Annotated in this window: 18 protein-coding genes; 9 read left to right on the forward strand and 9 right to left on the reverse strand. The window is 71.7% G+C overall.

The window, feature by feature from the left end:
• The first annotated feature begins 63 nt into the window (after positions 1-63).
• From EV279_RS01675 to EV279_RS01685, 3 genes are read left to right on the forward strand one after another with little or no spacing between them, the layout of a single operon-like run.
• Positions 64-1,074 (forward strand): malate dehydrogenase, encoded by a 1,011-nt coding sequence (locus EV279_RS01675; RefSeq protein WP_133541208.1) that lies wholly within the window; start codon positions 64-66, stop codon positions 1,072-1,074.
• Positions 1,075-1,077: 3 nt separating this feature from the next.
• Positions 1,078-2,847, forward strand: a complete 1,770-nt coding sequence (locus EV279_RS01680; protein WP_133541209.1) for a sodium:proton antiporter — start codon at positions 1,078-1,080, stop codon at positions 2,845-2,847.
• Positions 2,848-2,906: 59 nt separating this feature from the next.
• Complete coding sequence (locus EV279_RS01685; protein WP_133541210.1) at positions 2,907-3,371, forward strand: recombinase family protein; 465 nt, start codon at positions 2,907-2,909, stop codon at positions 3,369-3,371.
• 81 nt (positions 3,372-3,452) lie between these two features.
• On the opposite strand, the gene EV279_RS01690 is transcribed toward EV279_RS01685, so the two are convergent.
• The 5 genes from EV279_RS01690 to EV279_RS01710 all read right to left on the reverse strand — a co-directional run bounded on the left by EV279_RS01690 (position 3,453) and on the right by EV279_RS01710 (position 10,269).
• Positions 3,453-5,816, reverse strand: a complete 2,364-nt coding sequence (locus tag EV279_RS01690) for an excinuclease ABC subunit UvrA (RefSeq protein WP_133541211.1) — start codon at positions 5,814-5,816, stop codon at positions 3,453-3,455.
• A gap of 63 nt (positions 5,817-5,879) precedes the next feature.
• On the reverse strand, positions 5,880-6,554 hold the full coding sequence (locus tag EV279_RS01695; protein ID WP_133541212.1) for a class F sortase: 675 nt from the start codon (positions 6,552-6,554) through the stop codon (positions 5,880-5,882).
• Complete coding sequence (locus EV279_RS01700) at positions 6,551-7,249, reverse strand: hypothetical protein (protein ID WP_133541213.1); 699 nt, start codon at positions 7,247-7,249, stop codon at positions 6,551-6,553. The genes EV279_RS01695 and EV279_RS01700 overlap by 4 nt, the downstream gene beginning before the upstream one ends.
• A gap of 227 nt (positions 7,250-7,476) precedes the next feature.
• Complete coding sequence (locus EV279_RS01705; RefSeq protein WP_133541214.1) at positions 7,477-8,052, reverse strand: DNA-3-methyladenine glycosylase I; 576 nt, start codon at positions 8,050-8,052, stop codon at positions 7,477-7,479.
• Positions 8,053-8,166: 114 nt separating this feature from the next.
• On the reverse strand, positions 8,167-10,269 hold the full coding sequence (locus tag EV279_RS01710; protein WP_133541215.1) for an acyl-CoA dehydrogenase: 2,103 nt from the start codon (positions 10,267-10,269) through the stop codon (positions 8,167-8,169).
• A 279-nt stretch (positions 10,270-10,548) separates the two neighbouring features.
• On the opposite strand from EV279_RS01710, the gene EV279_RS01715 reads away from it, so the two are divergent.
• The 3 genes from EV279_RS01715 to EV279_RS01725 are packed head-to-tail and all read left to right on the forward strand — an operon-like array spanning position 10,549 to position 13,092.
• Positions 10,549-11,058: a GNAT family protein gene (locus EV279_RS01715; protein WP_133541216.1), complete on the forward strand. Its 510-nt coding sequence runs from the start codon at positions 10,549-10,551 to the stop codon at positions 11,056-11,058.
• Positions 11,055-12,332 carry a GNAT family N-acetyltransferase gene (locus EV279_RS01720; protein ID WP_133541217.1) on the forward strand — a complete coding sequence of 426 codons (1,278 nt, stop codon included), beginning with the start codon at positions 11,055-11,057 and terminating at the stop codon, positions 12,330-12,332. The genes EV279_RS01715 and EV279_RS01720 overlap by 4 nt, the downstream gene beginning before the upstream one ends.
• A gap of 1 nt (position 12,333) precedes the next feature.
• Positions 12,334-13,092: a hypothetical protein gene (locus EV279_RS01725; protein WP_133541218.1), complete on the forward strand. Its 759-nt coding sequence runs from the start codon at positions 12,334-12,336 to the stop codon at positions 13,090-13,092.
• Between the two features lie 104 nt (positions 13,093-13,196).
• On the opposite strand, the gene EV279_RS01730 is transcribed toward EV279_RS01725, so the two are convergent.
• From EV279_RS01730 to EV279_RS01745, 4 genes are all read right to left on the reverse strand, one after another.
• Complete coding sequence (locus EV279_RS01730; protein ID WP_133541219.1) at positions 13,197-14,891, reverse strand: formate--tetrahydrofolate ligase; 1,695 nt, start codon at positions 14,889-14,891, stop codon at positions 13,197-13,199.
• 360 nt (positions 14,892-15,251) lie between these two features.
• The gene (gene recQ, locus EV279_RS01735; protein WP_133541220.1) at positions 15,252-17,261 is read right to left on the reverse strand and encodes a DNA helicase RecQ; all 2,010 of its coding nucleotides are present in this window, start codon (positions 17,259-17,261) and stop codon (positions 15,252-15,254) included.
• A gap of 93 nt (positions 17,262-17,354) precedes the next feature.
• Positions 17,355-19,946, reverse strand: coding sequence for a DEAD/DEAH box helicase (locus EV279_RS01740; RefSeq protein WP_133541221.1), 2,592 nt, complete (start codon positions 19,944-19,946; stop codon positions 17,355-17,357).
• Between the two features lie 116 nt (positions 19,947-20,062).
• Positions 20,063-20,932 carry an SGNH/GDSL hydrolase family protein gene (locus EV279_RS01745; protein WP_133541222.1) on the reverse strand — a complete coding sequence of 290 codons (870 nt, stop codon included), beginning with the start codon at positions 20,930-20,932 and terminating at the stop codon, positions 20,063-20,065.
• Between the two features lie 163 nt (positions 20,933-21,095).
• Here EV279_RS01745 and EV279_RS01750 point away from each other — a divergent pair, with 163 nt between their 5' ends.
• The 3 genes from EV279_RS01750 to EV279_RS01760 all read left to right on the forward strand — a co-directional run bounded on the left by EV279_RS01750 (position 21,096) and on the right by EV279_RS01760 (position 22,766).
• Positions 21,096-21,422, forward strand: a complete 327-nt coding sequence (locus EV279_RS01750; RefSeq protein ID WP_133541223.1) for a GNAT family N-acetyltransferase — start codon at positions 21,096-21,098, stop codon at positions 21,420-21,422.
• A 10-nt stretch (positions 21,423-21,432) separates the two neighbouring features.
• A complete protein-coding gene (locus EV279_RS01755; RefSeq protein WP_133541224.1) occupies positions 21,433-22,416 on the forward strand; it encodes a pirin family protein in 984 nt (327 codons plus the stop codon).
• Positions 22,417-22,511: 95 nt separating this feature from the next.
• Positions 22,512-22,766: a hypothetical protein gene (locus EV279_RS01760; protein ID WP_133541225.1), complete on the forward strand. Its 255-nt coding sequence runs from the start codon at positions 22,512-22,514 to the stop codon at positions 22,764-22,766.
• Positions 22,767-22,822 lie beyond the last annotated feature (56 nt).

Raw genomic sequence — 22,822 nt, forward strand, 5'->3', positions numbered from 1 at the left:
CGGCCCGCCCGCACTCGAAACGGCGCCCCCCTTGCGCACAGGCCCGGGAATAGGCTCGGTGCCATGGCGACCTCACCCACGACCGTGACGATCACGGGCGCCGGCGGCCAGATCGGCTACGCCCTGCTGTTCCGGATCGCCGCCGGCGACATGCTGGGGCCCGATCGCCCCGTGCGTCTGCGGCTCCTCGAGATCCCCCAGGGCCTGCGCTCGGCGGAGGGTGCGGCCCTCGAGCTCCAGGACTGCGCCTTCCCGCTTCTCGAGGACGTCGAGGTCACCGACGATCCGCGCACGGCGTTCGAGGGGTGCAGCGTCGGTCTTCTCGTCGGCGCTCGGCCGCGGGGACCGGGCATGGAGCGCGCCGATCTGCTGGCCGCCAACGCCGGCATCTTCGGACCTCAGGGCGAGGCGATCGGCGAGGCCGCGGCATCCGACGTCCGGGTCGTCGTCGTGGGCAACCCGGCCAACACGAACGCGCTTCTCGCCTCGGCGCGCGCCGGCGCCGTGCCCGCGGATCGCTTCACGGCGCTCACGCGTCTCGATCACAACCGCGCGGTCGCGCAGCTCATCGAGGCGCTCGACGTCCGCGCCGACGAGATCGAGGGCGTCGCGATCTGGGGGAATCACTCGGCCACGCAGTTCCCCGACGTCTCGCATGCGACGGCGCGAGGAGTGCCCGTCGTCGACGCTCTGGCCGAGCGGCTCGGCGGCCGAGACGCTGCGATCGACTGGCTCGACGAGAGCTTCGTCCCGCGCGTCGCCAAGCGCGGCGCCGAGATCATCGAGGTCCGGGGCTCGTCGTCGGTCGCCTCGGCCGCGAACGCGGCGATCGAGCACGTGCGTGACGAGCAGGCCGGCACCGGCCCCCGGTGGACCTCCGCCGCCGTCGTCTCCCGGGGGGAGTACGGCGTCCCGGAGGGACTCGTCTGCTCGTTCCCCGTGACCTCCGGCGGCTCGGGCTATCGCGTGGTGGAGGGCCTCGACCTCGACGATCGATCGCGCGCGCGGTTCGAGGCATCCGTCGCCGAACTGGTGGCGGAGCGCGACGCCGTACGCGCGCTCGGCGTCCTCTGATCGATGGAGGCCCTCGTCCTAGCCGTCGTCGCGATCCTCGCGATCGCGGTGACGACGGCCATCGCCCCGAAGGTCCGGATCGCGGGGCCGCTGCTGCTCGTGGGCCTCGGCCTCGGCGTGAGCCTTCTGCCGTTCGTCCCGGCGTTCACGGTGGACCCCGAGATCATCCTCGTCGGCATCCTCCCGCCGCTGCTGTACTCGGCGGCGGTCCAGCTGCCCGCGATCGAGTTCCGCCGGGACTTCGGCGCCGTGGCCGGACTCTCGGTGCTCCTCGTTCTGCTGAGCTCGGTCGCGCTCGCTTTCTTCTTCTCGGCCGTCGTGCCGGGACTGGGCTTCTACCTCGCGCTGGCACTCGGGGCGATCCTGAGCCCGACGGATGCCGTCGCGACCGCCATCGTGCGGCGGCTCGGCATCTCCCGGCGCGTCGTGACGCTCCTCGAGGGTGAGAGCCTGCTGAACGACGCGACCTCCCTCGTGATCCTCCGCGTCGCCGTCGCGATCGCCGTGACCGGGAGCGTTCCCGAGGGGGGCGTGCTCGGGTCGTTCCTCTGGGGCGTCTTCATCGCCGTCGTGATCGGCGCCGTGGTGGGCTGGATCAACCTCCGCATCCGCCACCTCGTGCACAACTCCGCGGCGAACACGGCGATCGGCATCGTCGTCCCCTTCATCGCATACATCCCCACCGAGCAGCTGGAGGGGTCGGGGCTCGTCGCCGCCGTGGTCGCCGGCATCGTCACGGGTCAGGGCGCCGCGCGCTGGTTCACGCCCGAGCAGCGACTGTCGGACGAGCTCAACTGGCGGACGATCGAACTCGTGCTCGAAGGCGGGGTCTTCCTGCTCATGGGCCTGGAGCTCAAAGATCTGCTCCTGGCCAACTTCGAGGACGAGCAGGGCATCGGACACGCGGCGTGGCTCGCGGTGACGGCGTTCGGGATCATCCTGGCGGTGCGGGCCGCCTACGTCTCGCTCCTCGTGTGGCTGCAGAGCCGGCGCGCCCGGCGGAAGCTGGCGTCGCGAGACAGACTCCAGTCGTTCCATGAGCGCATCGACGCCATCGAGAGCGGCGCACTGCCACCGCCGGGCCGTGGGGCGCCTCCGGGGCGGACGGCGCGGCCGGAGCCGCGCCGGACGGATCCCGAGCGCCGGCAGCGCCGCATCGGCATGATGCGCACGCGCGTCTCCCGCGCGCTCGCCGACCTGGACTACTACCAGGCGTCGCCGCTCGGCTGGAAGCACGGGACGGTCATCGTCTGGGCCGGGATGCGCGGCGTCGTCACCCTCGCGGCCGCGCAGACGCTTCCGGTCGAGACATCGGACCGGCCGCTGCTCGTCTTCGTCGCCTTCCTCGTCGCGGTGGGGAGCCTCATGCTCCAGGGACTCACGCTTCCGTGGCTGGTCAGGATGCTGCGCATCGACGACTCCGCGGCCGACACCGTCAGCCGGGCAGAGCAGGTGCGTCTCGACGACGAGCTCCGCCGGGCCGCGGCATCCGCGCTCTCCGGCCCGGCCCTCGCCAAGCGCGACGGCTCGGCCTTCCCGGCGGATCTCGTCGAGCGCGTCGGATCTCGGCTCGTCGAGCCTCCCGACGACGCCGAGACCGCCGCCGTCCGCGAGGTGCTCGAGCTTCGGCTGGCGATGATCGAGGTGATGCGGCGCCGGCTCACCGAGCTGTCGTCGGGCGGCATCTACAGCACCGCCGTTCTGCGGCACGCCCTCGCAGAGCTCGACGCGGATCAGCTGAGCCTCGAGCTGCGCCTCGAGGACGGTGACTGATCGGCTTCTGCGTCACTGAAGGCGCGCTTCGCGAGGCACAATGGGAGCGGAGGTGCGCCATGGCGGAGCTGTTCGAGACGACGGAGCCTGCGGCCGTGCGCGCCGAGACGGCTCCGCTCCACCTGCCGCACGCGGCCACGGAGTGCCCGAAGTGCTTCACGGAGCTGCAGCGCGACCGGGACTGGTGGCTCGCGCGGCCGGCGGGATCCCGCCTCGTCGGACTGGTCGTCGCACGCGACGACATGCCCTCGATCGTCGAGCAGCGCGACGAGCTGACCCGCTTCGGCGTGCCGATCGAAGGATTCCGCCACCCCGCGCCCGAGACGCTCGAGTCGTGGGAGGAGCGCCTCTTCCGGCTCTTCGGCCGGCTCACGCGCGGCGATGTGCTGGTGGTGACGAACGTCCACGCTCTCGGCCGCGACACCGACGAGGAGACGCGCACGATCGCGGAGCTCGCCCGACGGGGGGTCGTCGTCAAAGTGCTGCGCCACGGCGCCCGCCACCTCCACGACGCCCTCGGCTGACGCTCAGCGCCCGGGCGGTTCCGGCCGTCGAGCGAGGGGCGCGAAGCGCCGCATACGGAACGCGCCGCACCCCGAGAAGCCTCAGCCCCCGACGTACGCCTTCAGGTGCGTCGCGGTCAGCGTCTCGCCCCGGGCGACGAGGTCGGCCGGTGTCCCCTCGAAGACGACCCGGCCTCCGTCGTGGCCGGCGCCGGGCCCGAGGTCGATGATCCAGTCGGCATGCGCCATCACCGCCTGATGATGTTCGATGACGATGACGCTGTTGCCGGCGTCGACCAGCCGGTCGAGCATCGCCAGCATGTTGTCGACGTCGGCGAGGTGCAGCCCCGTGGTCGGCTCGTCGAGGACGTAGACCGCCCCCTTCTTCGCCATCGAGATCGCGAGCTTGAGCCGCTGCCGCTCTCCGCCGGAGAGGGTGTTGAGAGCCTGGCCGAGCGTGATGTACCCGAGCCCCACGTCGATCATCCGCACGAGGATCGAGTGGGCCGGGCCCTTGCCGAGGAACTCCGCGGCCTCGGACGCGGACATCGCGAGCACCTCGGCGATGTTCCTGCCATCGAGCCGGTACTCGAGCACCTCGTCGCTGAAGCCCGAGCCCCCGCAGAGCTCGCACAGCGTCTCGACCGTCTGCGTGAAGCCGAGGTTGGTGATGATGACGCCGAGACCGCGGCACGCGGGGCAGGCGCCCTCCGAGTTCGCGCTGAACAGCGCCGGCTTGACTCCGTTCGCCTTGGCGAACGCCGAGCGCACGGTGTCGAGGATGCCCGTGTACGTGGCCGGGCTCGAACGCCGATTGCCCTTGATGGGCGATTGGTCCACGACGATCACATCGTCGAAGGCCGGCACATTGCCGTGGATCAGCGACGACTTGCCCGAACCGGCGACACCCGTGACGACCGTGAGGATGCCGAGCGGGATGTCGACGTCGACGTCGCGCAGGTTGTGCTGCGCCGCCCCGCGGATCGGCAGGGCGCCCTTGGCAGCCCGGGTCGACTCCTTCAGGCGGGCACGATCGTCGAGGTGGCGGCCCGTGATCGTTCCCGAGGTGCGCAGCCCCGCGACATCCCCCTCGTACTGGATCTCGCCGCCCGCGCGCCCCGCACCCGGCCCCAGGTCGACGATGTGGTCGGCGATCTCGATGACCTCGGGCTTGTGCTCGACGACGAGCACGGTGTTGCCCTTGTCGCGCAGCTGCTGCAGCAGGCGGTTCATGCGCTGGATGTCGTGAGGATGAAGGCCCGCCGTCGGCTCGTCGAAGACGTAGCTGATGTCGGTGAGGGGTGAGCCGAGGTGCCGGATCATCTTCGTCCTCTGCGCCTCGCCTCCGGAGAGGGTGCCCGAGGAGCGGTCCAGGGAGAGGTAGCCGAGCCCGATCTCGATGAACGAGGCGATGGTCTCGCGGAGGGTCTTCAGGAGAGGCGCCACCTCCGGGTCGTCGACGGTGTCGAGCCACGTCGCGAGATCCGTGATCTGCATGGCCGCGGCATCCGCGATGCTGACGCCGCGGATCTTCGACGACCGTGCCCCCTCGTTCAGCCGCGTCCCGCCGCAGTCGGGACAGGCCGTGAACTTGACCGCCCGATCGACGAACGCACGGACATGCGCCTGCAGCGACTCGCGGTCCTTCTGCAGCATCGACTTCGTCAGCTTGGGGACGAGACCCTCGTAGGTCATGTTGATGCCCTGGATCTTGACCTTGACCGGCTCCTTGTAGAGGAAGTCGGCGAGCTCCTGCTCGGTGAAGTCCTTGATCTTCTTGTCGGGATCGAGGAAGCCCGACTCGGCGAACTGCCGCACCATCCACCCGTCGACGCTGTAGCCGGGGATCGTGAGCGCGCCCTCGGCGATCGACTTCTCCCGGTCGTACAGCTCATCGAGATCGACCTCGCTCACCTCGCCCAGCCCCTCGCACCGCGGGCACATGCCGCCCGTGATCTCGAAGGAGCGCCGCTCCTTGACCTTCTTGCCGCCCTTCTCGAAGGTGACGGCACCGGCGCCGGAGACGGACGGGATGTTGAACGAGAACGCCTGGGGCGATCCCACGTGCGGCCGGCCGAGCCGGCTGAAGAGCAGCCTCAACATCGCGTGCGCGTCGGTGGCGGTGCCGACGGTCGACCGCGCGTTGGACCCCATCCGCTCCTGATCCACGATGATCGCCGGGCTGACGTTCTCGAGCGCGTCCACCTCGGGCCGGTTGAGCTGACCCATGAACTGCTGCACGAAGGTGGGGTAGGTCTCGTTGATGAGCCGCTGAGACTCGTTCGCGATCGTCGCGAAGACGAGCGAGGACTTGCCCGAGCCGCTCACGCCGGTGAAGACCGTCAGGCGCCGCTTCGGGATGTCGACGCTCACGTTCTTGAGGTTGTTCTCGCGGGCCCCCACGACCCGGATCACCTCGTGCGAATCGGCGACGTGGACGGTCTCCGACTGCTGCCCCTGTGCCATGTGCCCTCCTCGGCCGGCTGAAACCCCCGCCAGTCTGCCGCACACCGAGGACACCTCGCGTCCTCAGTCGGCGGGCCGCGCTCCCACGAGCTGAAGCAGCACCACGGTGTTGTCGGGAGCGCGGGCGTTCGGATCCCACCCCTCCGGGCGGAAGCAGGTCACCAGCGCGAGGCGGCCCGGGACGATCGCGGCGACGCGGGGATCCTGCGTGAAGTCGGGCTTCGACATCGTGAGGATCTCGTCGACGCGGTAGACCAGCTCGCCGTTCGACGTCGTGAGGGTGGCCTCGTCGCCCGGTCGCACGCTCTTCAGGTCGTTGAACACCGCCGGCTCGATCCAGGAGTGGCCGAAGATGTAGACCGTGTTGCGGGCGTCGGTGCCGGGCATGGGATCGGCGACGCCGGAGTACCACGAGATCGTGTCCAGTCCGGCGGGGTTGATCCCGCCCTCGGCCGCGGCGTCGTCCGCCGTGTACTCCTCGACGGGTCCGTCGATCCGGGCCGCCGGGAAGACGAGCCGGGTGGGCACGGCGACAGGCACCAGCCCGAGGGCGGCCGACGGCGAAGGGGCCGCCGGGGACGGCGTGGCGGACGGTGGGGGCGCCTGCGTGGTCGTCGGCGCCGATCCGGCGAGGCCCGCGTCGTCCTGCCGGGGTGTCGCACACCCCGGCAGGACGACGCAGACGGCGAGGGCCGCGGCGACGAGCGCCCCGCGGGCGCGGGTCGCTCCGTGGATCATCGGCGCGTGAGCGATCCCGTCACTCGGCCGCCGATGGCGGCGGCGAGGATCGCTCCGATCGTCACGGCGAAGCCGAGGAGCGGCGACGGGGACGAACCCGCGAGCTCCGCGCCGTCGGTCTTGGCCGCGGGGAGCTTGTTGGTGGCGACGGGCTGCGTGGTGCCGGGGACCGGCGCCGTGGTGCCGCCGTCGGTCGGCGTGACCACGACGGGCGGTGTGACGGGGTCGACCGGCGGAGGCGGCGGCGGGGCGTCGCAGCCGACGACCGTGATGCGCGGGTCGGGGTACGAGAGAGGCTCGCCGATCCAGTCGGGCGCGGTCGCCTCGAGACTGCCGAAGCCGAACGCGAAGGCGATCGCGCCGCCTCCGAGGTCGGCGCACGTGCGACCGGCGAGCACCCGGTAGTAGGTCTTCTCCTCATCGGGTTGGTAGAGCTCCGGCCCGTAGCTGTAGCGCTGGCCGTCGACATCCTGGACGATGGCAGCGCCGTAGGCCGGGACCGTGGACAGACTGTGCGTCCAGACCTCTACCGACACCGAGCCGGGGGTGACGCTGAAGTCCAGTGTCACGCGGCCCTCGCCGCTGATGGTCTCGTCCGCCGCGGAAGCCGCCCCAGTGGCTCCTACTGCGCTGAGAAGTCCGACGACGACGGCTACCGCCGCCAGACTCGATGCACGAACATGCTTGTACTTCACGAGTTGCCCCCTCAGTGAACTCGGGTGATTCGGGATGCGGCGAGGGGCGATTCGGAACGACCCCGGCGGTCCGAATGGCAGCCCCGCCGAGTCAGCTGTGTTGCTCGCTGCGCCGAAGCTATCAGCGGAAACTGCACCGCTTTGTTACGAACGGGTGACCGTTCGGATTCGGTGCGCGGAAGGGAGCGTGATCCGACGACGGGACGGCGGGCGGCCCGGCCGCGGGTTCACCCGGCGCGCCAGCACCCCTCGATGTGGTCGTCGACCATCCCGGTCGACTGCATGAGCGCGTAGATCGTCGTCGGCCCGACGAATCGGAAGCCTCGCGTGCGCAGGGCGCGGGACGCGGCATCCGACTCCGATGTCGTGGCGGGCACGTCGGCCAAGCTCTGCGGGCGCGGTCGCTCGGTGGAGGGGGCGAACGACCACAGCAGCTCGTCGAGCTCTCCCTCGCACATCGCCGTGACGATCCGGGCGTTGGCGATCGTGGCGAGGATCTTGGCGCGATTGCGCACGATCCCCGCGTCGCCCATGAGCCGCTCGACATCGTCGTCGTCGAAGCGCGCGACGGCCCCGGGCTCGAAGCCCGCGAAGACCTCACGGAACCGCGGGCGCTTGCGCAGGATGGTGATCCACGACAGCCCGGCCTGGAAGCCCTCGAGGCTCATCTTCTCGAACAGCGCCCGGTCGCCGTGGAGGGGGGTGCCCCACTCCTCGTCGTGGTAGCGGCGGTATTCGGCGTCGTCGCCGACCCAGGCGCAGCGGGCGACCCCGTCGGGATCCGTGCGGAGGGCGGCGTTCATCCCGACAGCCTAGGACCGCCCGCCGACATGCGACCGGCGGGTCGGCGTCGACGCGGGGCGGAACGACGCGGCCCCGCCCGCGCGCGCGGACGGGGCCGGTGGCCGACGGCCGGACTACTTCTTGAGGGACTTCTCCGAGATGGGAGCGCTGCCCGACGCCGCGAGCGCCGCATAGTACGCGGCCGCCTCGGTCTGGCGATCGGCCTCGGCTCCGGAGGCGATGGGGGCGCGCACGTGCTCGGGCGCGAACCCGAAGGCGTCGACGAGGTCCTGAGCGTGCGGACGCAGCCGCGCGCACAGCCGGTCGATGTACGCGGAGACGGCGCCGGCGCGCTGTGCCGAGAGGCGGCCGTGGATGAGGTACCACGCGAGGTGCTTCTCGATCAGGCTGAGGCCGAAGAGGTCGCGCAGCCAGACGAGGACGCGCCTGGTGCCCTCGTCGGTGACGGCGTTGACCGCGTCGGTGAACGCCTCCCACTGCAGCAGCTCGCCGTGCGCCCGTGCCGCCTCGATGAGCTCGGCCTGATTGGCGTTGAAGAGCGCAGCCGCCTCTTCTCGCGAGAGCTTGGACGCCGGGCGCAGACGTCCCGCGATGTCGGCGATCATCTGCTGCACACGACCCGACAGCAGCTCGTGCTGCTGGTCGGCGCGCAGGCCCAGCTCGACCGAGCGCGCCGTCGAGCCGAAGTCGGCGACGGACTGGCCGAGCTGGCGCAGGCCCGCGCCGTGGAAGACCTTGCCCGCGGTCTGGCCGACCGCGATGCGGGCGAGGGCCGCGGCATCCTTCCCCTTGAACTGCTTGGCGTAGTCCGACAGGAGCCGCTTGCCCACGAGCTGCAGGAGGACGTTGTTGTCCCCCTCGAACGTGACGTATACGTCCAGGTCCTGGTGCAGCCCTACGAGCCGGTTCTCGGCGAGGAAGCCCGCGCCCCCGCACGCCTCGCGGCACTCCTGGATCGTGTCGAGGGCGTTCCACGTCGAGAGCGGCTTGAGCGCCGCCGCGAGGGTCTCGAGGTCTTCGCGCTCCGCGGATGTGTCGGTGCGGCCGCTGAAGACGCCGTCGAACTTCCTCAGCAGCTCATCGTGCGAGAAGAACTGCGCGTACGTCTGGGCCAGACGCGGGAGCAGGCGCCGCTGGTGCTTGCCGTAGTCCAGCAGCACGACCTCGGGCGTGCCGGCACCGGAGTCGAACTGACGCCGCTGGTTGGCGTAGGTGACGGCGATGTACTCGGCGAGAGCGGCAGCGGTCGTGGCGGCGCCGTCGAGCGACACGCGTCCCTGCACGAGGGCTCCGAGCATCGTGAAGAAGCGCCGGCCCGGGGTCGGGATGTCGCTGGAATAGGTGCCGTCGGCGGCGACGTCGCCGTAGCGGTTGAGCAGGTTCGTCCGGGGGATGCGGACGTGGTCGAAGTGCAGGCGCCCGTTGTCGATGCCGTTGAGGCCGCCCTTGACGCCGTCGTCCTCGCCGCCGATGCCGGGGAGGAACTCGCCCGCATCGTCGCGCAGCGGCACGAAGAAGCAATGCACGCCGTAGTTGACGCCGCCGGTGATCAGCTGCGCGAAGACCGTCGCGGCCTTGCCGTGCAGCGCCGCGTTGCCGAGGTAGTCCTTCCACGCCGCGCGGAACGGCGTGTGGATGACGAACTCCTCGGTGTCGGGGTCGTACGTCGCCGTCGTGCCGATCGCGGCGACGTCGGAGCCGTGGCCGGTCTCGGTCATGGCGAAGGCGCCGGGGAGATCGAGGCTCATGACGGCGGGAAGCCACCTGTCGTGGTGCTCCTTGGTGCCGAGCTGGTGGATCGCCGAGCCGAAGAGGCCCCACTGCACGCCCGACTTGATCTGAAGGCTGGGGTCGGCCAGCACGAGCTCCTGGAATCCGGCGATGTTGGCGCCGTTGTCGTTGTGCCCGCCGTACTCTTCGGGGTACGCCCGGCGGGAGCCTCCCGCGTCGACGAGGGCGTGCAGCTGCGCGAGAACTCGCTCCCGGTGCTCGGGCATCGGCTGGCCCTCGACGCGCCAGAAGGCCGGGTCCTTGATCACCTCGCGCGCTTCCCGGCGCGTGGCGGCCCACGTGCCCAGGATCAGATCGGTCACGCGAGCGATGTCGATGCGGGGCTCGGATGCCTCGGCGGCGGTGTGCGGCGCGGTGGGCGCACCCCCTGCCGGCGTGCGCTTGCTCGTGGCGGGCTTCTTGGGACGGACGGCGGCGTCAGCCATGTTTCACCTTTCGGCGCGGAACGGGAAAGTCAGGATTCAACGGTAGGAGTCCCACAACGTCGGCCCTAATCGGTTGGCTGGAGATCACAAGGATGCCGCGCCGCCGATCGGTGCTCGATTGTGCGAACCTGACATCCGGCCCATCGACGCGGCTGAGAACAGGCGATCTGCCCGAGGCAGGACCTTCGGGCGCGGAATCATCCGGCCTTGGGCAGATCGCCTGTTCCGGCGCTGCGTACCGCCCTGCGGGGTGGGGGTCGCCACGCCTAGACTTCCGGCGTGAGCTCGGTGGCAGCATCCCCCCACCTCTCCCTCGAGCCCTGGCGGGCCGAGGACCTCGCTGTGCTCGCACGGGCGAACACCGCTGAGATGACGCGGTTCCTCGGCGGGATCGAATCGCACGACGAACTCGCGGCACGGCATGAGCAGTACCTCGCGTTCGCCGACTCCGGCGAGGGAGCGATGTTCCGCATCGAGATCGACGGGATCCCCGCGGGCTACGCGGGCTGGTGGCTCGAACAGCACGATGGGGCGCCCGCCTATGAGATCGGCTGCGCCGTCGAGCCGGCGTGGCAGGGACGCGGCGTCGCGACCGAGGCGCTCACCCGCGTGGTGATGGCCGCCGCGGCTCGCAGAGACCACCCGGTGGTGGGGTATGCGGGGGCGGGGAACGCGGCATCCAACGCCCTCTGCCGCCGGATCGGGTTCGAACTGCGCGGCACCGGTGTCTTCCCGGCCCCCGAGGGGGACATGCCCGTCAACATCTGGATCTTCGAGGCGATGCGATGAGCGTCACGATCGCGCCCTGGGGGCCGGATGACCTGCCCCTGCTCGAGCGGCTCAACACCCCGGAGATGACCCGGTACCTCGGTCGCCCCGAGAACAGCGACGAACTTCTCGCCCGGCATGAGCGCTACCTCCTGTCGTGGGAGGCCGGGCACGCGCGCATGTTCCGGATCGAGGTCGACGGCGAGCCCGCCGGCGGCATCGGATGGTGGACGGTCGAGCACGACGGCATGCCCGCCTACGAGACCGGATGGAGCGTCGTCCCCGAGTTCCAGGGTCGCGGCGTCGCCGGAGCGGCGCTGAGGCTGGTGATCGGCGGAGTGCGGGAGGCCGGCGATCGGCACCTGCTCGTGGCGTACCCCGGCGTCGAGAACGCCGCGTCGAACGCGCTGTGCCGCCGGGCGGGCTTCGAGCACCGCGGATCCGCGAGCCGGCCCTGGCGTGACGGCGAGCTGACCTTCAACGTCTGGGTGCTCGACATGTCGCCGCTCGACCTCACCGGCCGGACGCCCGACATCGAGGAGCGCTTCGACGAGGGCGTCCTCGACGAGACGCTGTGGTGGCCCTTCTACACCCCGCACTGGTCCTCCCGCGAGCGGGCGGCGGCGCGCTACACGGTGGGAGCACCGGGCCTGGAGCTGCGGATCGAGGCGGAGACGCCGCCCTGGGCTCCGGACCTCGACGGCGAGCTGCGCGTGTCGCATCTGCAGACCGGCCAGTCGTCGGGTCCGCTCGGCTCCGGGATCGGGCAGCACCGGTTCCGACCCGGTCTCGTCGTTCGCGAGGCGCAGCCGGAGCGCAGGCTCTGGCTCGCCCGGTTCGGCGTCGTCGAGGCGCGGCTCGCCGCCATCCATCACCCGGACGCGATGGTCGCGCTCTGGCCGATCGGCTTCGAGGACGCCCCGGACGACTGCGGCGAGATCTGCATCGCCGAGATCTTCGGGGCCGAGATCGACGACACGGGAGGATGGGTCGGAGTCGGCGTCAAGCCGCAGAACGACCCGCGCCTGAGCGAGGACTTCGAGAAGATCCGCGTCGACGGCGACCTCACGCAGTTCCACGAGTACGCCGTCGAGTGGACGCCGGAGCGCCTGCGCTTCTTCATCGACCACCGATGGGTCAAGACGGTCGCGCAGACCATCGACTACCCCGTGCAGCTCATGCTCGACGTGTACGAGTTCCCGCCCGCGGAGGGGGAACGGGATGCCGCGGCGCTGCCGCACCGGTTCCGCGTGGCGTGGGTGCGCACGTACCCGCCGGCGACGTCCGGTCGCTGAGATGTCGACGGGTCGGACTCCGCGTCGGCGGCCCCGGGCCGCTGAGCTGCCGCTCGTGCTCGCGGCGGCGGCGTACGGCGTCGAGGCGGTCGTGCTCGCGATCGTGCTGACGACGAGCGGTGCCCGCGCGCAGGCTCCGGTCGTCGCCACCTTCCGTGCCGGGCAGGATGCCGTGACCGCCGTGATCGCGACGGTCGATCTGGGCTACGCCCTCGTGGCACTGCTCGCCGGCGGCGCCGTGGCCCACGCGCTGGCCGCGGCATCCGCTCGCTCGGAAGCGCGAGCCGCGGCGGCCCAGGCATCCCGCACCTCTCCGGCCACGCGTGGCACGGATGCGCTGCTCGTGGCCGGCTGGTCGCAGGGGGCGGCGATCCTGACGTTCCTCGTCGCGCAGGCGAACGGCATCGCCGAGCTGACGTCGCTCGTCCCGATCTATGCGGCCACGGGCGTGGCGGTGGTGCTCGTGGGGATCGATCCGGGCACTGCTCCCACCTGGCGTCGGCCCGGCGCGTGGGGCGCCGTGGTGGGGATCGTGCCGTGGGGCGTCATCGGGTTCTCGCAGATCGGAGCGGGGGTCGCCGCCGGCGATGTCGGCATCGGCGTGCGGGCGGTCACGCTGGCGGCGCTCGCGATCGTCGCGGTGGGCTGGGTGTGCGCGTGGCGCCGGACGCCGGCAACCTCCGCGCGGGCGCTCGGCACGATGACGGTCGGGCTCTCGGTCGTCGCGTGGCTCGCGGTCGCGATGCTCGTGCTCGCCTGACCCGACGGGGCGCGCCGACGGGGCGTGCCGGCACGGCTCGCCGGTGCGGCTCGCCGTCGCGGCCCACCGTCGCGGCCCGCCGTCGCGGCGGGGGACCGCGGCCGCTAGAAGAGTCCGACGATCCGCCCCGCGTCGTCGACGTCGATCGTGTTCGCGGCCGGCTCCGCGGGGAGGCCCGGCATCGTCATGATGTCGCCGCAGATCATGACGACGAACTTCGCCCCGGCGGCGAGCCGGACCTCGCGGATGTCGACGACGTGCCCGCTCGGGGCTCCCCGCAGTCGCGGATCGGTCGAGAACGAGTACTGCGTCTTCGCGACGCAGACGGGGTAGTGGCCGTAGCCGTCGTCCTGCAGGCGGCGGATCTGCGCGCGCACGGCGGTCGACGCGGTGATGTCGGCCGCGCCGTAGACGCGGGTGGCGATCGTGCGCATCTTCTCCCACAGCGTCGCCTCGTCCGCGTACGTGAAGCGGAGATCGCCGGGCTCGTCGCAGAGCCGGACGACTTCGCGCGCGAGCTCTTCCGCGCCCGCACCGCCCTCGGCGAAGTGCCTGGCGACGATCGCCGTCGAGCCGGCGCGCTCGACGGCCGCGATGAGGGCCGAGACCTCGGCATCCGTGTCTTCCGCCCGGTGGTTGATCGCCACGACGGCCGGCAGGCCCCACGTCTCGCGCACCGTCGTCAGATGACGGATCAGGTTGACCGTGCCGTGCTCGAGGGCCGCGACGTTCTCGACGGGCAGATCTGCGACCTCGACACCGCCGTGGTACTTCATGGCGCGGACCGTGGCGACGATGACCGCCGCGGATGGGCGAAGGCCCGTGGAGCGGCAGAGGATGTCGACGAACTTCTCGGCTCCGAGGTCGGCGCCGAACCCGGCCTCCGTCACGACGTAGTCGGCGAGCCGAAGGGCCGATCGGGTCGCGATGGCGGAGTTGCACCCGTGCGCGATGTTGGCGAAGGGGCCGCCATGGACGAGGGCCGGCGTGTGCTCGAGAGTCTGCACGAGGTTCGGGGCGAGAGCGTCACGGAGGATCGCCGTCATCGCGCCTTGCGCGTGGAGGTCTCGCGCCGTGACGGGCCGGCGCTCACGTGTGTAGCCGATGACGATGTCGCCGAGGCGCTCCTTGAGATCGGCGATGCCGGTCGCGAGGCAGAACACGGCCATCACCTCGCTCGCGACGACGATGTCGAAGCCCGACTCGCGCGGGTAGCCGTTGCCGGGCCCGCCGAGCCCGGTCACGACGTCGCGCAGCGCGCGATCGTTGACGTCGAGGACGCGGCGCCAGGTGACCCGCCGCACGTCGATGCCGAGCGCGTTGCCCTGATGGATGTGGTTGTCGATGAGCGCCGCGAGGAGGTTCGTCGCCACGGCGATGGCCGAGAAGTCTCCGGTGAAGTGGAGGTTGATGTCCTCCATCGGCACGATCTGCGCGTATCCGCCGCCGGCTGCGCCCCCCTTCATGCCGAAGACGGGGCCGAGCGCGGGCTCGCGGAGGCACACCACGGCCCGCTGGCCGATGCGCGTGAGGGCGTCGCCGAGGCCGACCGTCGTGGTGGTCTTCCCCTCGCCCGCCGGTGTGGGCGAGACCGCCGTCACGAGGACGAGCCTGCCCTGCGGCCGATCGTGGAGGGACTCGAGGTGGTCGAGCGAGATCTTCGCCTTGTGGCGGCCGTACGGCTCGAGGCTCTCCTCCGGGATGCCGAGCCGGGCGGCGATCTGCGCGATGGGCAGCATCTCGGCCGCCTGCGCGATCTCGATGTTGCTGAGACCCACGAGCCCTCCATCCGTCTTCATCGACGACGCTGTCGCCAGCCTACGGCGCCGGATGCCTCGGCCGCCGTCCGACGCCGCCGTCCGACGCCGCGCTTCACCTGGCGCAAACCGCCGGGTGCGCGGCATCCGAGCGACGAAACGCGCCCAATCAACGGGGGGATGCCGCGGCCGCCGTCCGACGCCGCCGTCCGACGCCGCGCTTCACCTGGCGCACACCGCCGGGTCCGCGGCATCCGAGCGACGAAACGCGCCCAGTGAACAGGGGGGATGCCGCAGCAAGTGGACGGGAGGCCTGCCTCGGCAAGTGGACGGGAGGGATGCCGCGGCCAGTGAAGAGTGGGGATGCCGCGGCAAGGGACCGGACCCGGGGCCTTCCGAGCCTCAGGCGGCGGCGACGACCGCGAGCACGGCCTCGCCGTAGGTCTCGCGCTTCTTCGCGCCGATGCCCGCGATGCCGTCGAGGTCGCTCAGCGCGGCCGGGCGGGCCGCGGCGAGCGCGCGCAGCGTCGCGTCGTTGAAGACGACGTACGCCGGCACGCCCTGGGCCCGGGCGGTCTCGGCACGCCAGGCCCGGAGTGCCTCGAACAGGCCGCGGTCCTCGGGCTCGATCGTCTCGGACACGGTCGCACGGCGGACGCCAGACGACCCGCCCCGCCGGCCGAGCACATCACGGCGGAGGGGCACCTGCCGATCTCCGCGGAGCACGTCGGCCGCCGCCTCGCCGAGCCCGAGGGTGCCGTATTCGCCGCGCGAGACGAGGAGGCCCTGCGCGAGCAGCTGCCGCACGACTCCGCGCCAGTCCTGCTCGGAGAGATCGGCGCCGATCCCGAAGGTCGCGAGGTCGTCGTGGCGCTGCTGCCGCACGCGGTCGGTCAGGTTCCCTCGCAGGATGTCGATGTGCTGGCCGGCGCCGAACGACTGCCCGCGCTCCCGCTGCAGTCGCACGATCGTCGACATGAGCTTCTGCGCCGCGACGGTGCCGTCCCAGGTCTCGGGGGGCTGGAGGCACGTGTCGCAGTTGCCGCACGGCTCGGACTCCTGGCCGAAGTAGGCGAGCAGGTTCTGGCGACGGCACGACACCGTCTCGCACAGCGCGAGCATCGCGTCGAGGTGCTGCCCCAGGCGCATCTTGAAGGCGCGGTCGCCGGGGCTCTGGTCGATGAGCCGGCGCTGCTGCACGACGTCGCCGAGGCCGTACGCCATCCAGGCCACCGCCGGTTCGCCGTCGCGGCCGGCACGACCCGTCTCCTGGTAGTACCCCTCGACGGACTTCGGCAGGTCGACGTGCGCGACGAACCGCACGTCCGGCTTGTCGATCCCCATACCGAAGGCGATCGTCGCGACCATGACGATGTTCTCCTCGCGGAGGAACCGGGCCTGATGATGCGCGCGGACCGCGGAGTCGAGACCCGCATGGTACGGCAGCGCCTCGATCCCTTGGCTCTGCAGGTACTCGGCCAGCTGCTCGACCGACTTGCGGCTCAGGGCGTAGACGATGCCGGCGGTCCCCTCGTCGGGGATCGCCTCGCGCAGGGCGCGGATGAAGGCGACGAGCTGCTTGCGCGGCTCGTTCTTCGGCTCGATCCGGTACTGGATGTTGGGGCGGTCGAAGCTCGCGACGAAGTGCCGGGCGTCCGGGAGGCTCAGCCGCTTCGTGAGCTCGCGGTGCGTCTCCCGCGTCGCCGTCGCCGTGAGGGCCAGGCGGGGCACGCCGGGGAATCGCTCTCCGAGGTCGCCGAGCGCGAGGTAGTCGGGCCGGAAGTCGTGCCCCCACTGCGAGACGCAGTGCGCCTCGTCGATCGCGATGACGCTCAGCCTGCCGCGCTGCAGCAGAGACGTGGTGGATGCCGCGGACAGGCGCTCCGGGGCCACGTAGAGGAGGTCGAGCTCTCCTGCGAGATACGCCTGCTCCACCGCGCCGCGCTCGCCGGGAGACTGCGTGGAGTTGAGATAGGCCGCGCGCACGCCGTTGGCCAGGAGCGCGTCGACCTGATCGTGCATGAGGGCGATCAGCGGACTGATGACGAGCCCCGTGCCGGGCCGCGCGAGCGCCGGGACCTGGTACGTCACGCTCTTGCCGCCGCCGGTCGGCATGAGGACGACGGCGTCGCCGCCGGCGATGACATGCTCGACGATCGCCGCCTGCTCGCCGCGGAACGTGTCGTACCCGTAGACCTCGTGCAGGATCGCGCGAGGGTCGGCGCCGACGAGATCGCGCTGTCGCCCCGCGGCACCCGCGGGCACTCCGGCGGGGGCGGCCGGTCCCGACCCCCACGCGTCGTCGGGCGGCGCGTCGAGGTCGTCGGGCGGAACGAGGTCGTCGGGACTCCACGCCAGATCGGCGTACGGGTCGGCGTCCCACGACGAGGAGGAGCCGGGTCGGGGAGTCACCTCTTCACGATAACCGCGTGCGCGGACAGCGCGTGGGCCGCGGCATCAATCCCTCGTCTCCCCGGCGGCGCGACGGCTGGGGAGGACAGGTGCTCAGAGCCGGAGGACCTGCGTGATCCGCACCACGGCCGTCCCCGCCTCCTCGGACGCGGCGAGGTCGACCTCGCCGCGGATCCGCCAGTCGTGATCGCCGGCGGGGTCGTCGAGGATCTGCTCGACGCGCCACACGCCGGAGGATGCGGCATCCGCCTCGTCGATCTCGACCAGCCGCGGCGAGCGCGCGGCACCGCCGGTCAGGAGCTCGTCGTGCTCGTCGTAGTAGGCGTCCAACGCTGCGGGCCAGTCCACCTCGGGGTCGAGCGCCTCCAGCTCGTCGTCCCTCTGGAGCGCCGCGAGCTGCACACGGCGGAACAGCTCGTTGCGCACGAGCACGACGAAGGCCCGGCGATTGGTGAGCACAGAGGGCGGAGCGGGCGGGACGACCGGCGCATCCGGCGACGCCGCCGGATTGACGAGCGCCTCCCACTCGTCGACGAGGCTCGAGTCGACCTGACGCACGAGCTCGCCGAGCCAGGCGACCAGGTCGTGCAGCGACTCCGTCTGCGCCTCGGCCGGCACGGTCTGACGGATCGCGCGGTAGGCGTCGCTCAGGTAGCGGAGCACGAGGCCCTCGCTGCGGGCGAGCTGGTAGGTGGAGATGAACTCCGCGAACGACAGCGCGCGCTCGAACATGTCGCGCACGACGGACTTGGGCGAGAGCTCGAAGTCCCGCACCCACGGCTGGCTCGACGCGAAGACCTCGTACGCCTGGGCGAGGAGCTCTTCGAGCGGCTTCGGATAGGTCACGTCCTCGAGGGCGTCCATCCGCTCCTCGTAGTCGAGACCCTCGCGCTTCATCGCCGCGACGGCCTCGCCGCGCGCGAGGAACTGCTGCTGAGACAGCACGGGCCGCGGGTCGTCGAGCGTCGCCTCGATGACGCTCACGACGTCGAGGGCGTAATGACCGGTCCCCGCGCTGCGGCGGAGCCCTTCCGCCGGTCGGAGATCGCCGCCCGCGTCGGAGGATTCGGGCGGATCGATCCGGCGGCGAGGCGAGTCTCCGACGTCGGCCGGGTCGAGCAGATCGATCGCGGCGAGCGCGAACGGCGACAGGGGCTGGTTGAGGGCGAAGTTCGGCTGGAGGTCGACCGTGAGGCGGATCTCCCCGCTCGCGCGGTCGATCTCGACGACGTCGGCGGCCAGCAGCGTGCGGAAGATCGCCAGAGCCCGCCGGGCCAGGTCGAACTGCCGGGCGCGCGGCTCGTGATTGTCGCGGACGAGGGCGCGCACATTCTCGAAGACGTCGCCGCCGCGCGCGATGACGTTGATGAGCATCGCCGCCGTGAGCTGCAGCTGCGGCACGAGCGGCTCGGGCTCTGCCGCGACGAGTCGCTCGAAGGATGCCTCGCCCCAGTTCACGAAGCCCTGCGGGGCCTTCTTGCGCACGACCTTCTTGAGCTTCTTCGGGTCGCTTCCGGCCTTGGCCACGGCGACCGCGTTCTCGATCTCGTGCTCCGGCGCCATGACGACGACGGTTCCCGCGGTGTCGTACCCCGCACGGCCGGCTCGGCCGGCGACCTGATGAAACTCGCGGGCGGTGAGCTGCCGCATCCGCTGCCCGTCGTACTTGGCGAGCGCCGTGATGAGGACCGTGCGGATGGGGACGTTGATGCCGACGCCGAGCGTGTCGGTGCCGCAGATGACGCGCAGCAGTCCGCGCTGCGCGAGGGTCTCGACCAGGCGCCGATAGCGGGGGAGCATGCCGGCGTGATGCACCCCGATCCCCGCGCGGACGTAGCGCGAGAGGGTGCGGCCGAAGGCCGTCGTGAAGCGGAACCCGCCGATCGCGTCGGCGATCGCGTCCCGCTGCTCGCGCGACACGATGCGCACCGACGACAGCGCCTGGGCTCGCTCCATCGCGGCCGCCTGGGAGAAGTGCACGATGTAGACCGGCGCCTGCCCCGTCTGGAGCAGCTCTTCGACGGTCTCGTGCACGGGCGTGCGCGCGTAGGAGAAGTGCAGCGGCACCGGCCGCTCGACGCCGGTGATGCGGGCGACCGGCCGTCCGGTGCGGCGCTCGAGGTCCTCGGCGATCGTCGTGACGTCGCCGAGGGTGGCCGACATGAGGATGAACTGCGCACGGCGCAGCAGGAGCAGGGGCACCTGCCACGCCCAGCCCCGGTCGGGATCGCCGTAGTAGTGGAACTCGTCCATGACGACCTGGTCGACCGGGGCGTCCGGGCCCTGGCGCAGGGCGAGGTTCGCGAGGATCTCGGCCGTGCAGCACACGATCGGGGCGTCGGGGTTCACGGACGAGTCGCCGGTCACCATTCCCACGTTGCCCGCGCCGAAGATGTCCGCGAGAGCGAAGAACTTCTCGCTCACGAGGGCCTTGATGGGAGCCGTGTAGTAGGTGCGGCCCCCGCGCGAGAGCGCGTGGGCGTGCGCCGCGATCGCGACGAGCGACTTGCCCGTCCCGGTCGGCGTCGACAGGATGACGTGGGAGCCCGACACGATCTCGATGACCGCCTCGTCCTGCGCGGGGTACAGGGCGAAGCCGCGGTCGCCGGCCCACTCGACGAAGCCGGTGTACGCGGCATCCGGATCCGCCCCCGCGGGCACGGCGTCGAGCAGATTCAGCGGCACCACCCGAGTCTGCCAGGGTCGCGGCAACGTCCCGCCCCCGGCAGACGACGGGATGCTCGAGCCGGGGCCGAGGGCTAGGGCACGAGGGCTAGGGCACGAGGGCTAGGGCACGAGGGCTAGGGCACGAGGGCGTCGGCGATGAGCGCGGCCCAGGCCTGCTGGCCGGCCGTGTTCGGGTGCAGCCCGCGATCCGACGTCGTCTTGCCCGACACGAGCCCGCTGATCCACCGGTCGCCCGTGTCGCACAGGCCGTGGCCGTCGAAGCCCGCCGCGACGTCGACGAACAGGATGCCGGGGTCGCCGGTCTGCTGCTGGTAACCCGCGACGCCTCCCGCCACGGCGGCGTTCACGCCCTCGATGAAGGAGTTGACCAGCATCGTCTGCTCCGCCGTGAACTTGACGGGGGCGCCCTGCGAAGCGCCGACGGCGCAGAAGTTCGTGACGTCGCCGAACAGGAGCGGATACCCCGTCACGACGATCTGCGCGTTCGGCGCGGCCGTGCGGATCGCCCCGATGATCGTGGCGATCTGGACGGGCAGCGCCTGCACCGCCTGCTGTGCCGCCAGCAGCGCCTGCTGGCACGAGAGCGGGTCGCCGTTCTCGCCGCAGGCCGCAAGACCCGCCCCCCAGTCGACGTTGTTGAAGCCCGCCGTCAAGGTCACGAGCTGCGTCGCGGGTCCGAGGTCTCCCGTGGCGGCGAGCGTCGCGACCTGCAGGAGGACGTCGTCGGTGTCGGCACCGGCGCAGGCGGCGGAGACGACCGAGGTGCCGAGGCTTGCCGCGAGCACGGAGGGATACGCCTTCTTCGAGCGCAGGCACGACTGGTCGACGTAGGGCAGGTTGCCCGTGCCGGCCGCCTCGGAGTCGCCGAGCGCGACGTACGGCGACCCGGCGGGTTCGACGGACTGTGCGGCGGGCGCGACGGCCAGCGCCATCCCGGCCGCGAGGCCGAGCGCCGCGAGCGCGGCGATGATGCGTCGTTTCATGATTCCCCTTCGAATCGCGCGAACGGTCTGTTCACTCCCCAAGAGCGGTGCGCGGACGGATGCCGTGCACGAGGCAGACGATAGACCCGTGCCGCGGCATCCACCAGGCCCCTGCCGTGGCGGAAACGGTGCGGCGCGCTTACCGTGGGGTGACGACGAAAGGATGCCTGTGGCCGACCTGCCTGATGACGTCACCGTGACCCGCAACGACACCGCGCACCGCTACGAGATCCGCGTGGGCGACACGGTCGCCGGCTTCACGATGTTCCGCACGGATCCACAGGGTCGCCTGCACTTCCCGCACACCGAGGTGGATCCCTCCTTCCGTGGGCGGGGCCTCGCGCAGCGGCTGGTCGGCGACGCCATGACCGATGTCGCGGCCCGCGGCGAGACGGTCGTGCCGCACTGCCCGGTCGTGTCCGCGTACCTGCGCGGCCAGGACGTGCCGGGACTCTCCGTGGACTGGCCCGAGCACCCGCGGCCGGAATGAGCGCGCGATCATGACCCGTCTCGACGCCGAGGCGCCCGAGCTCGCCCAGGCAGCCGGTGCGTGCGGTCCGCGGGCGCTGCTGCTGGAGTCCCGCGAGGTGCCGCTCGGCGGCGTGCGCGCGATGGCCGTCCACCGGGCGCTCCCCCAGCGCGACCTGCCCACGGTCGGCGCCTGGTGCTTCCTCGACCGCTTCGGCCCGCAGGAGACGAAGATGCGCGTCGAGCCGCATCCGCACATCGGTCTGCAGACCGTCACCTGGCCCTTCGCCGGCGACGTGCGCCATCGCGACTCGGTCGGCAGCGACGTCGTCGTCCGGCGCGGCGCGCTCAACCTCATGACCAGCGGTGCCGGCATCTCCCACTCCGAGTACTCGGTCGGGGAGGACGCCGTGCCCCTCGACGCACTGCAGCTGTGGGTCGCGCTGCCGGAGTCGCGACGGCACGGAGATCCCGCCTTCGAGCGTCACGAGGAGCTGCCTCGTCTCCCCCTCGAGGCGACCCGCGGCGACGCCGGCGCGGCGATCGTCGTCATGGGAGCGCTGGGGGGCGTCGTCTCCCCGGCGTCGGCGTACACGCCGATCGTCGGGGCGGAGCTGCAGATCCCGGCGGGCTCGCGCGTGCGCCTCCCGCTCGATCCGTCGTGGGAGTACGCGCTCGTGGGGGTCGAGGGGGTCGCTCGAATAGCGACGGATGCCGCGGCATCCGTCGACCTCGACCGCAGCCATCTGCTCTACCTCGGCATGGACCGCGAGGAGCTCGAGATCGAGGCGCCGGGCGGCGCGGCGCTGTTCCTCCTCGGCGGGGAGCCCTTCGAGGACGACATCGTCATGTGGTGGAACTTCGTCGGGCGCTCCCACGAGGAGATCGTCGAGGCGCGGAGCGCGTGGGAGTCGGGCTCGGATCGCTTCGGCCACGTCGTCGACCACGGCGACGAACGCATCCCGGCACCGCCCATGCCGGCGGTCCGCCTCACGCAGCGGCGGCGCCGGGTGTGACCCGACGAGAGGAAGCGAAGGGGTCTGCCCGCCCTCCGTCCCGTGCCGGTTCGCGGGAGCCGGTCGGAGTGCCCCGTGCGGCGTCGACGCCAGGGATGCCCGTCGTGCCGGGCGAGGCGAGGTGGGCGGCCATCGTCCAGGATCTCGCCGGGAGGGGTGTGACGGCGACGCCCACGCTCGTCGAAGCGACCGCCGTCACATGGCCGGACGGCTCGCTGGGCTGTCCCCGGCCGGGCTTCTCGTACACGCAGGCGATCGTCGAGGGCCTGCGCGTCATCGTGGAGGCGGGGGGCGCGACCTACGACTACCGATTCGGGCGCGGTGATGTGCCCCGGCTCTGCCGGCGCTGAAGGCCCCGCAGGCGATGAGAGGGGCGCCCGGGTGTGCACCCGGACGCCCCTCGCGG

The organism is Microbacterium sp. BK668, from assembly GCF_004362195.1.
In the GTDB taxonomy this organism is placed as follows: domain Bacteria; phylum Actinomycetota; class Actinomycetes; order Actinomycetales; family Microbacteriaceae; genus Microbacterium.

Excerpts from the sequence above, each read along its gene's own strand:
- EV279_RS01675 (WP_133541208.1), top strand. The coding sequence starts at position 64 with ATGGCGACCTCACCCACGACCGTGACGATCACGGGCGCCGGCGGCCAG.
- EV279_RS01710 (WP_133541215.1), bottom strand. The coding sequence starts at position 10,269 with ATGGCTGACGCCGCCGTCCGTCCCAAGAAGCCCGCCACGAGCAAGCGC.
- EV279_RS01720 (WP_133541217.1), top strand. The coding sequence starts at position 11,055 with ATGAGCGTCACGATCGCGCCCTGGGGGCCGGATGACCTGCCCCTGCTC.
- EV279_RS01755 (WP_133541224.1), top strand. The coding sequence starts at position 21,433 with ATGACCCGTCTCGACGCCGAGGCGCCCGAGCTCGCCCAGGCAGCCGGT.
- EV279_RS01695 (WP_133541212.1), bottom strand. The coding sequence starts at position 6,554 with ATGATCCACGGAGCGACCCGCGCCCGCGGGGCGCTCGTCGCCGCGGCC.
- EV279_RS01760 (WP_133541225.1), top strand. The coding sequence starts at position 22,512 with ATGCCCGTCGTGCCGGGCGAGGCGAGGTGGGCGGCCATCGTCCAGGAT.
- EV279_RS01750 (WP_133541223.1), top strand. The coding sequence starts at position 21,096 with ATGCCTGTGGCCGACCTGCCTGATGACGTCACCGTGACCCGCAACGAC.
- EV279_RS01745 (WP_133541222.1), bottom strand. The coding sequence starts at position 20,932 with ATGAAACGACGCATCATCGCCGCGCTCGCGGCGCTCGGCCTCGCGGCC.
- EV279_RS01690 (WP_133541211.1), bottom strand. The coding sequence starts at position 5,816 with ATGGCACAGGGGCAGCAGTCGGAGACCGTCCACGTCGCCGATTCGCAC.
- EV279_RS01705 (WP_133541214.1), bottom strand. The coding sequence starts at position 8,052 with ATGAACGCCGCCCTCCGCACGGATCCCGACGGGGTCGCCCGCTGCGCC.
- EV279_RS01730 (WP_133541219.1), bottom strand. The coding sequence starts at position 14,891 with ATGAAGACGGATGGAGGGCTCGTGGGTCTCAGCAACATCGAGATCGCG.
- EV279_RS01685 (WP_133541210.1), top strand. The coding sequence starts at position 2,907 with ATGGCGGAGCTGTTCGAGACGACGGAGCCTGCGGCCGTGCGCGCCGAG.
- EV279_RS01725 (WP_133541218.1), top strand. The coding sequence starts at position 12,334 with ATGTCGACGGGTCGGACTCCGCGTCGGCGGCCCCGGGCCGCTGAGCTG.
- EV279_RS01680 (WP_133541209.1), top strand. The coding sequence starts at position 1,078 with ATGGAGGCCCTCGTCCTAGCCGTCGTCGCGATCCTCGCGATCGCGGTG.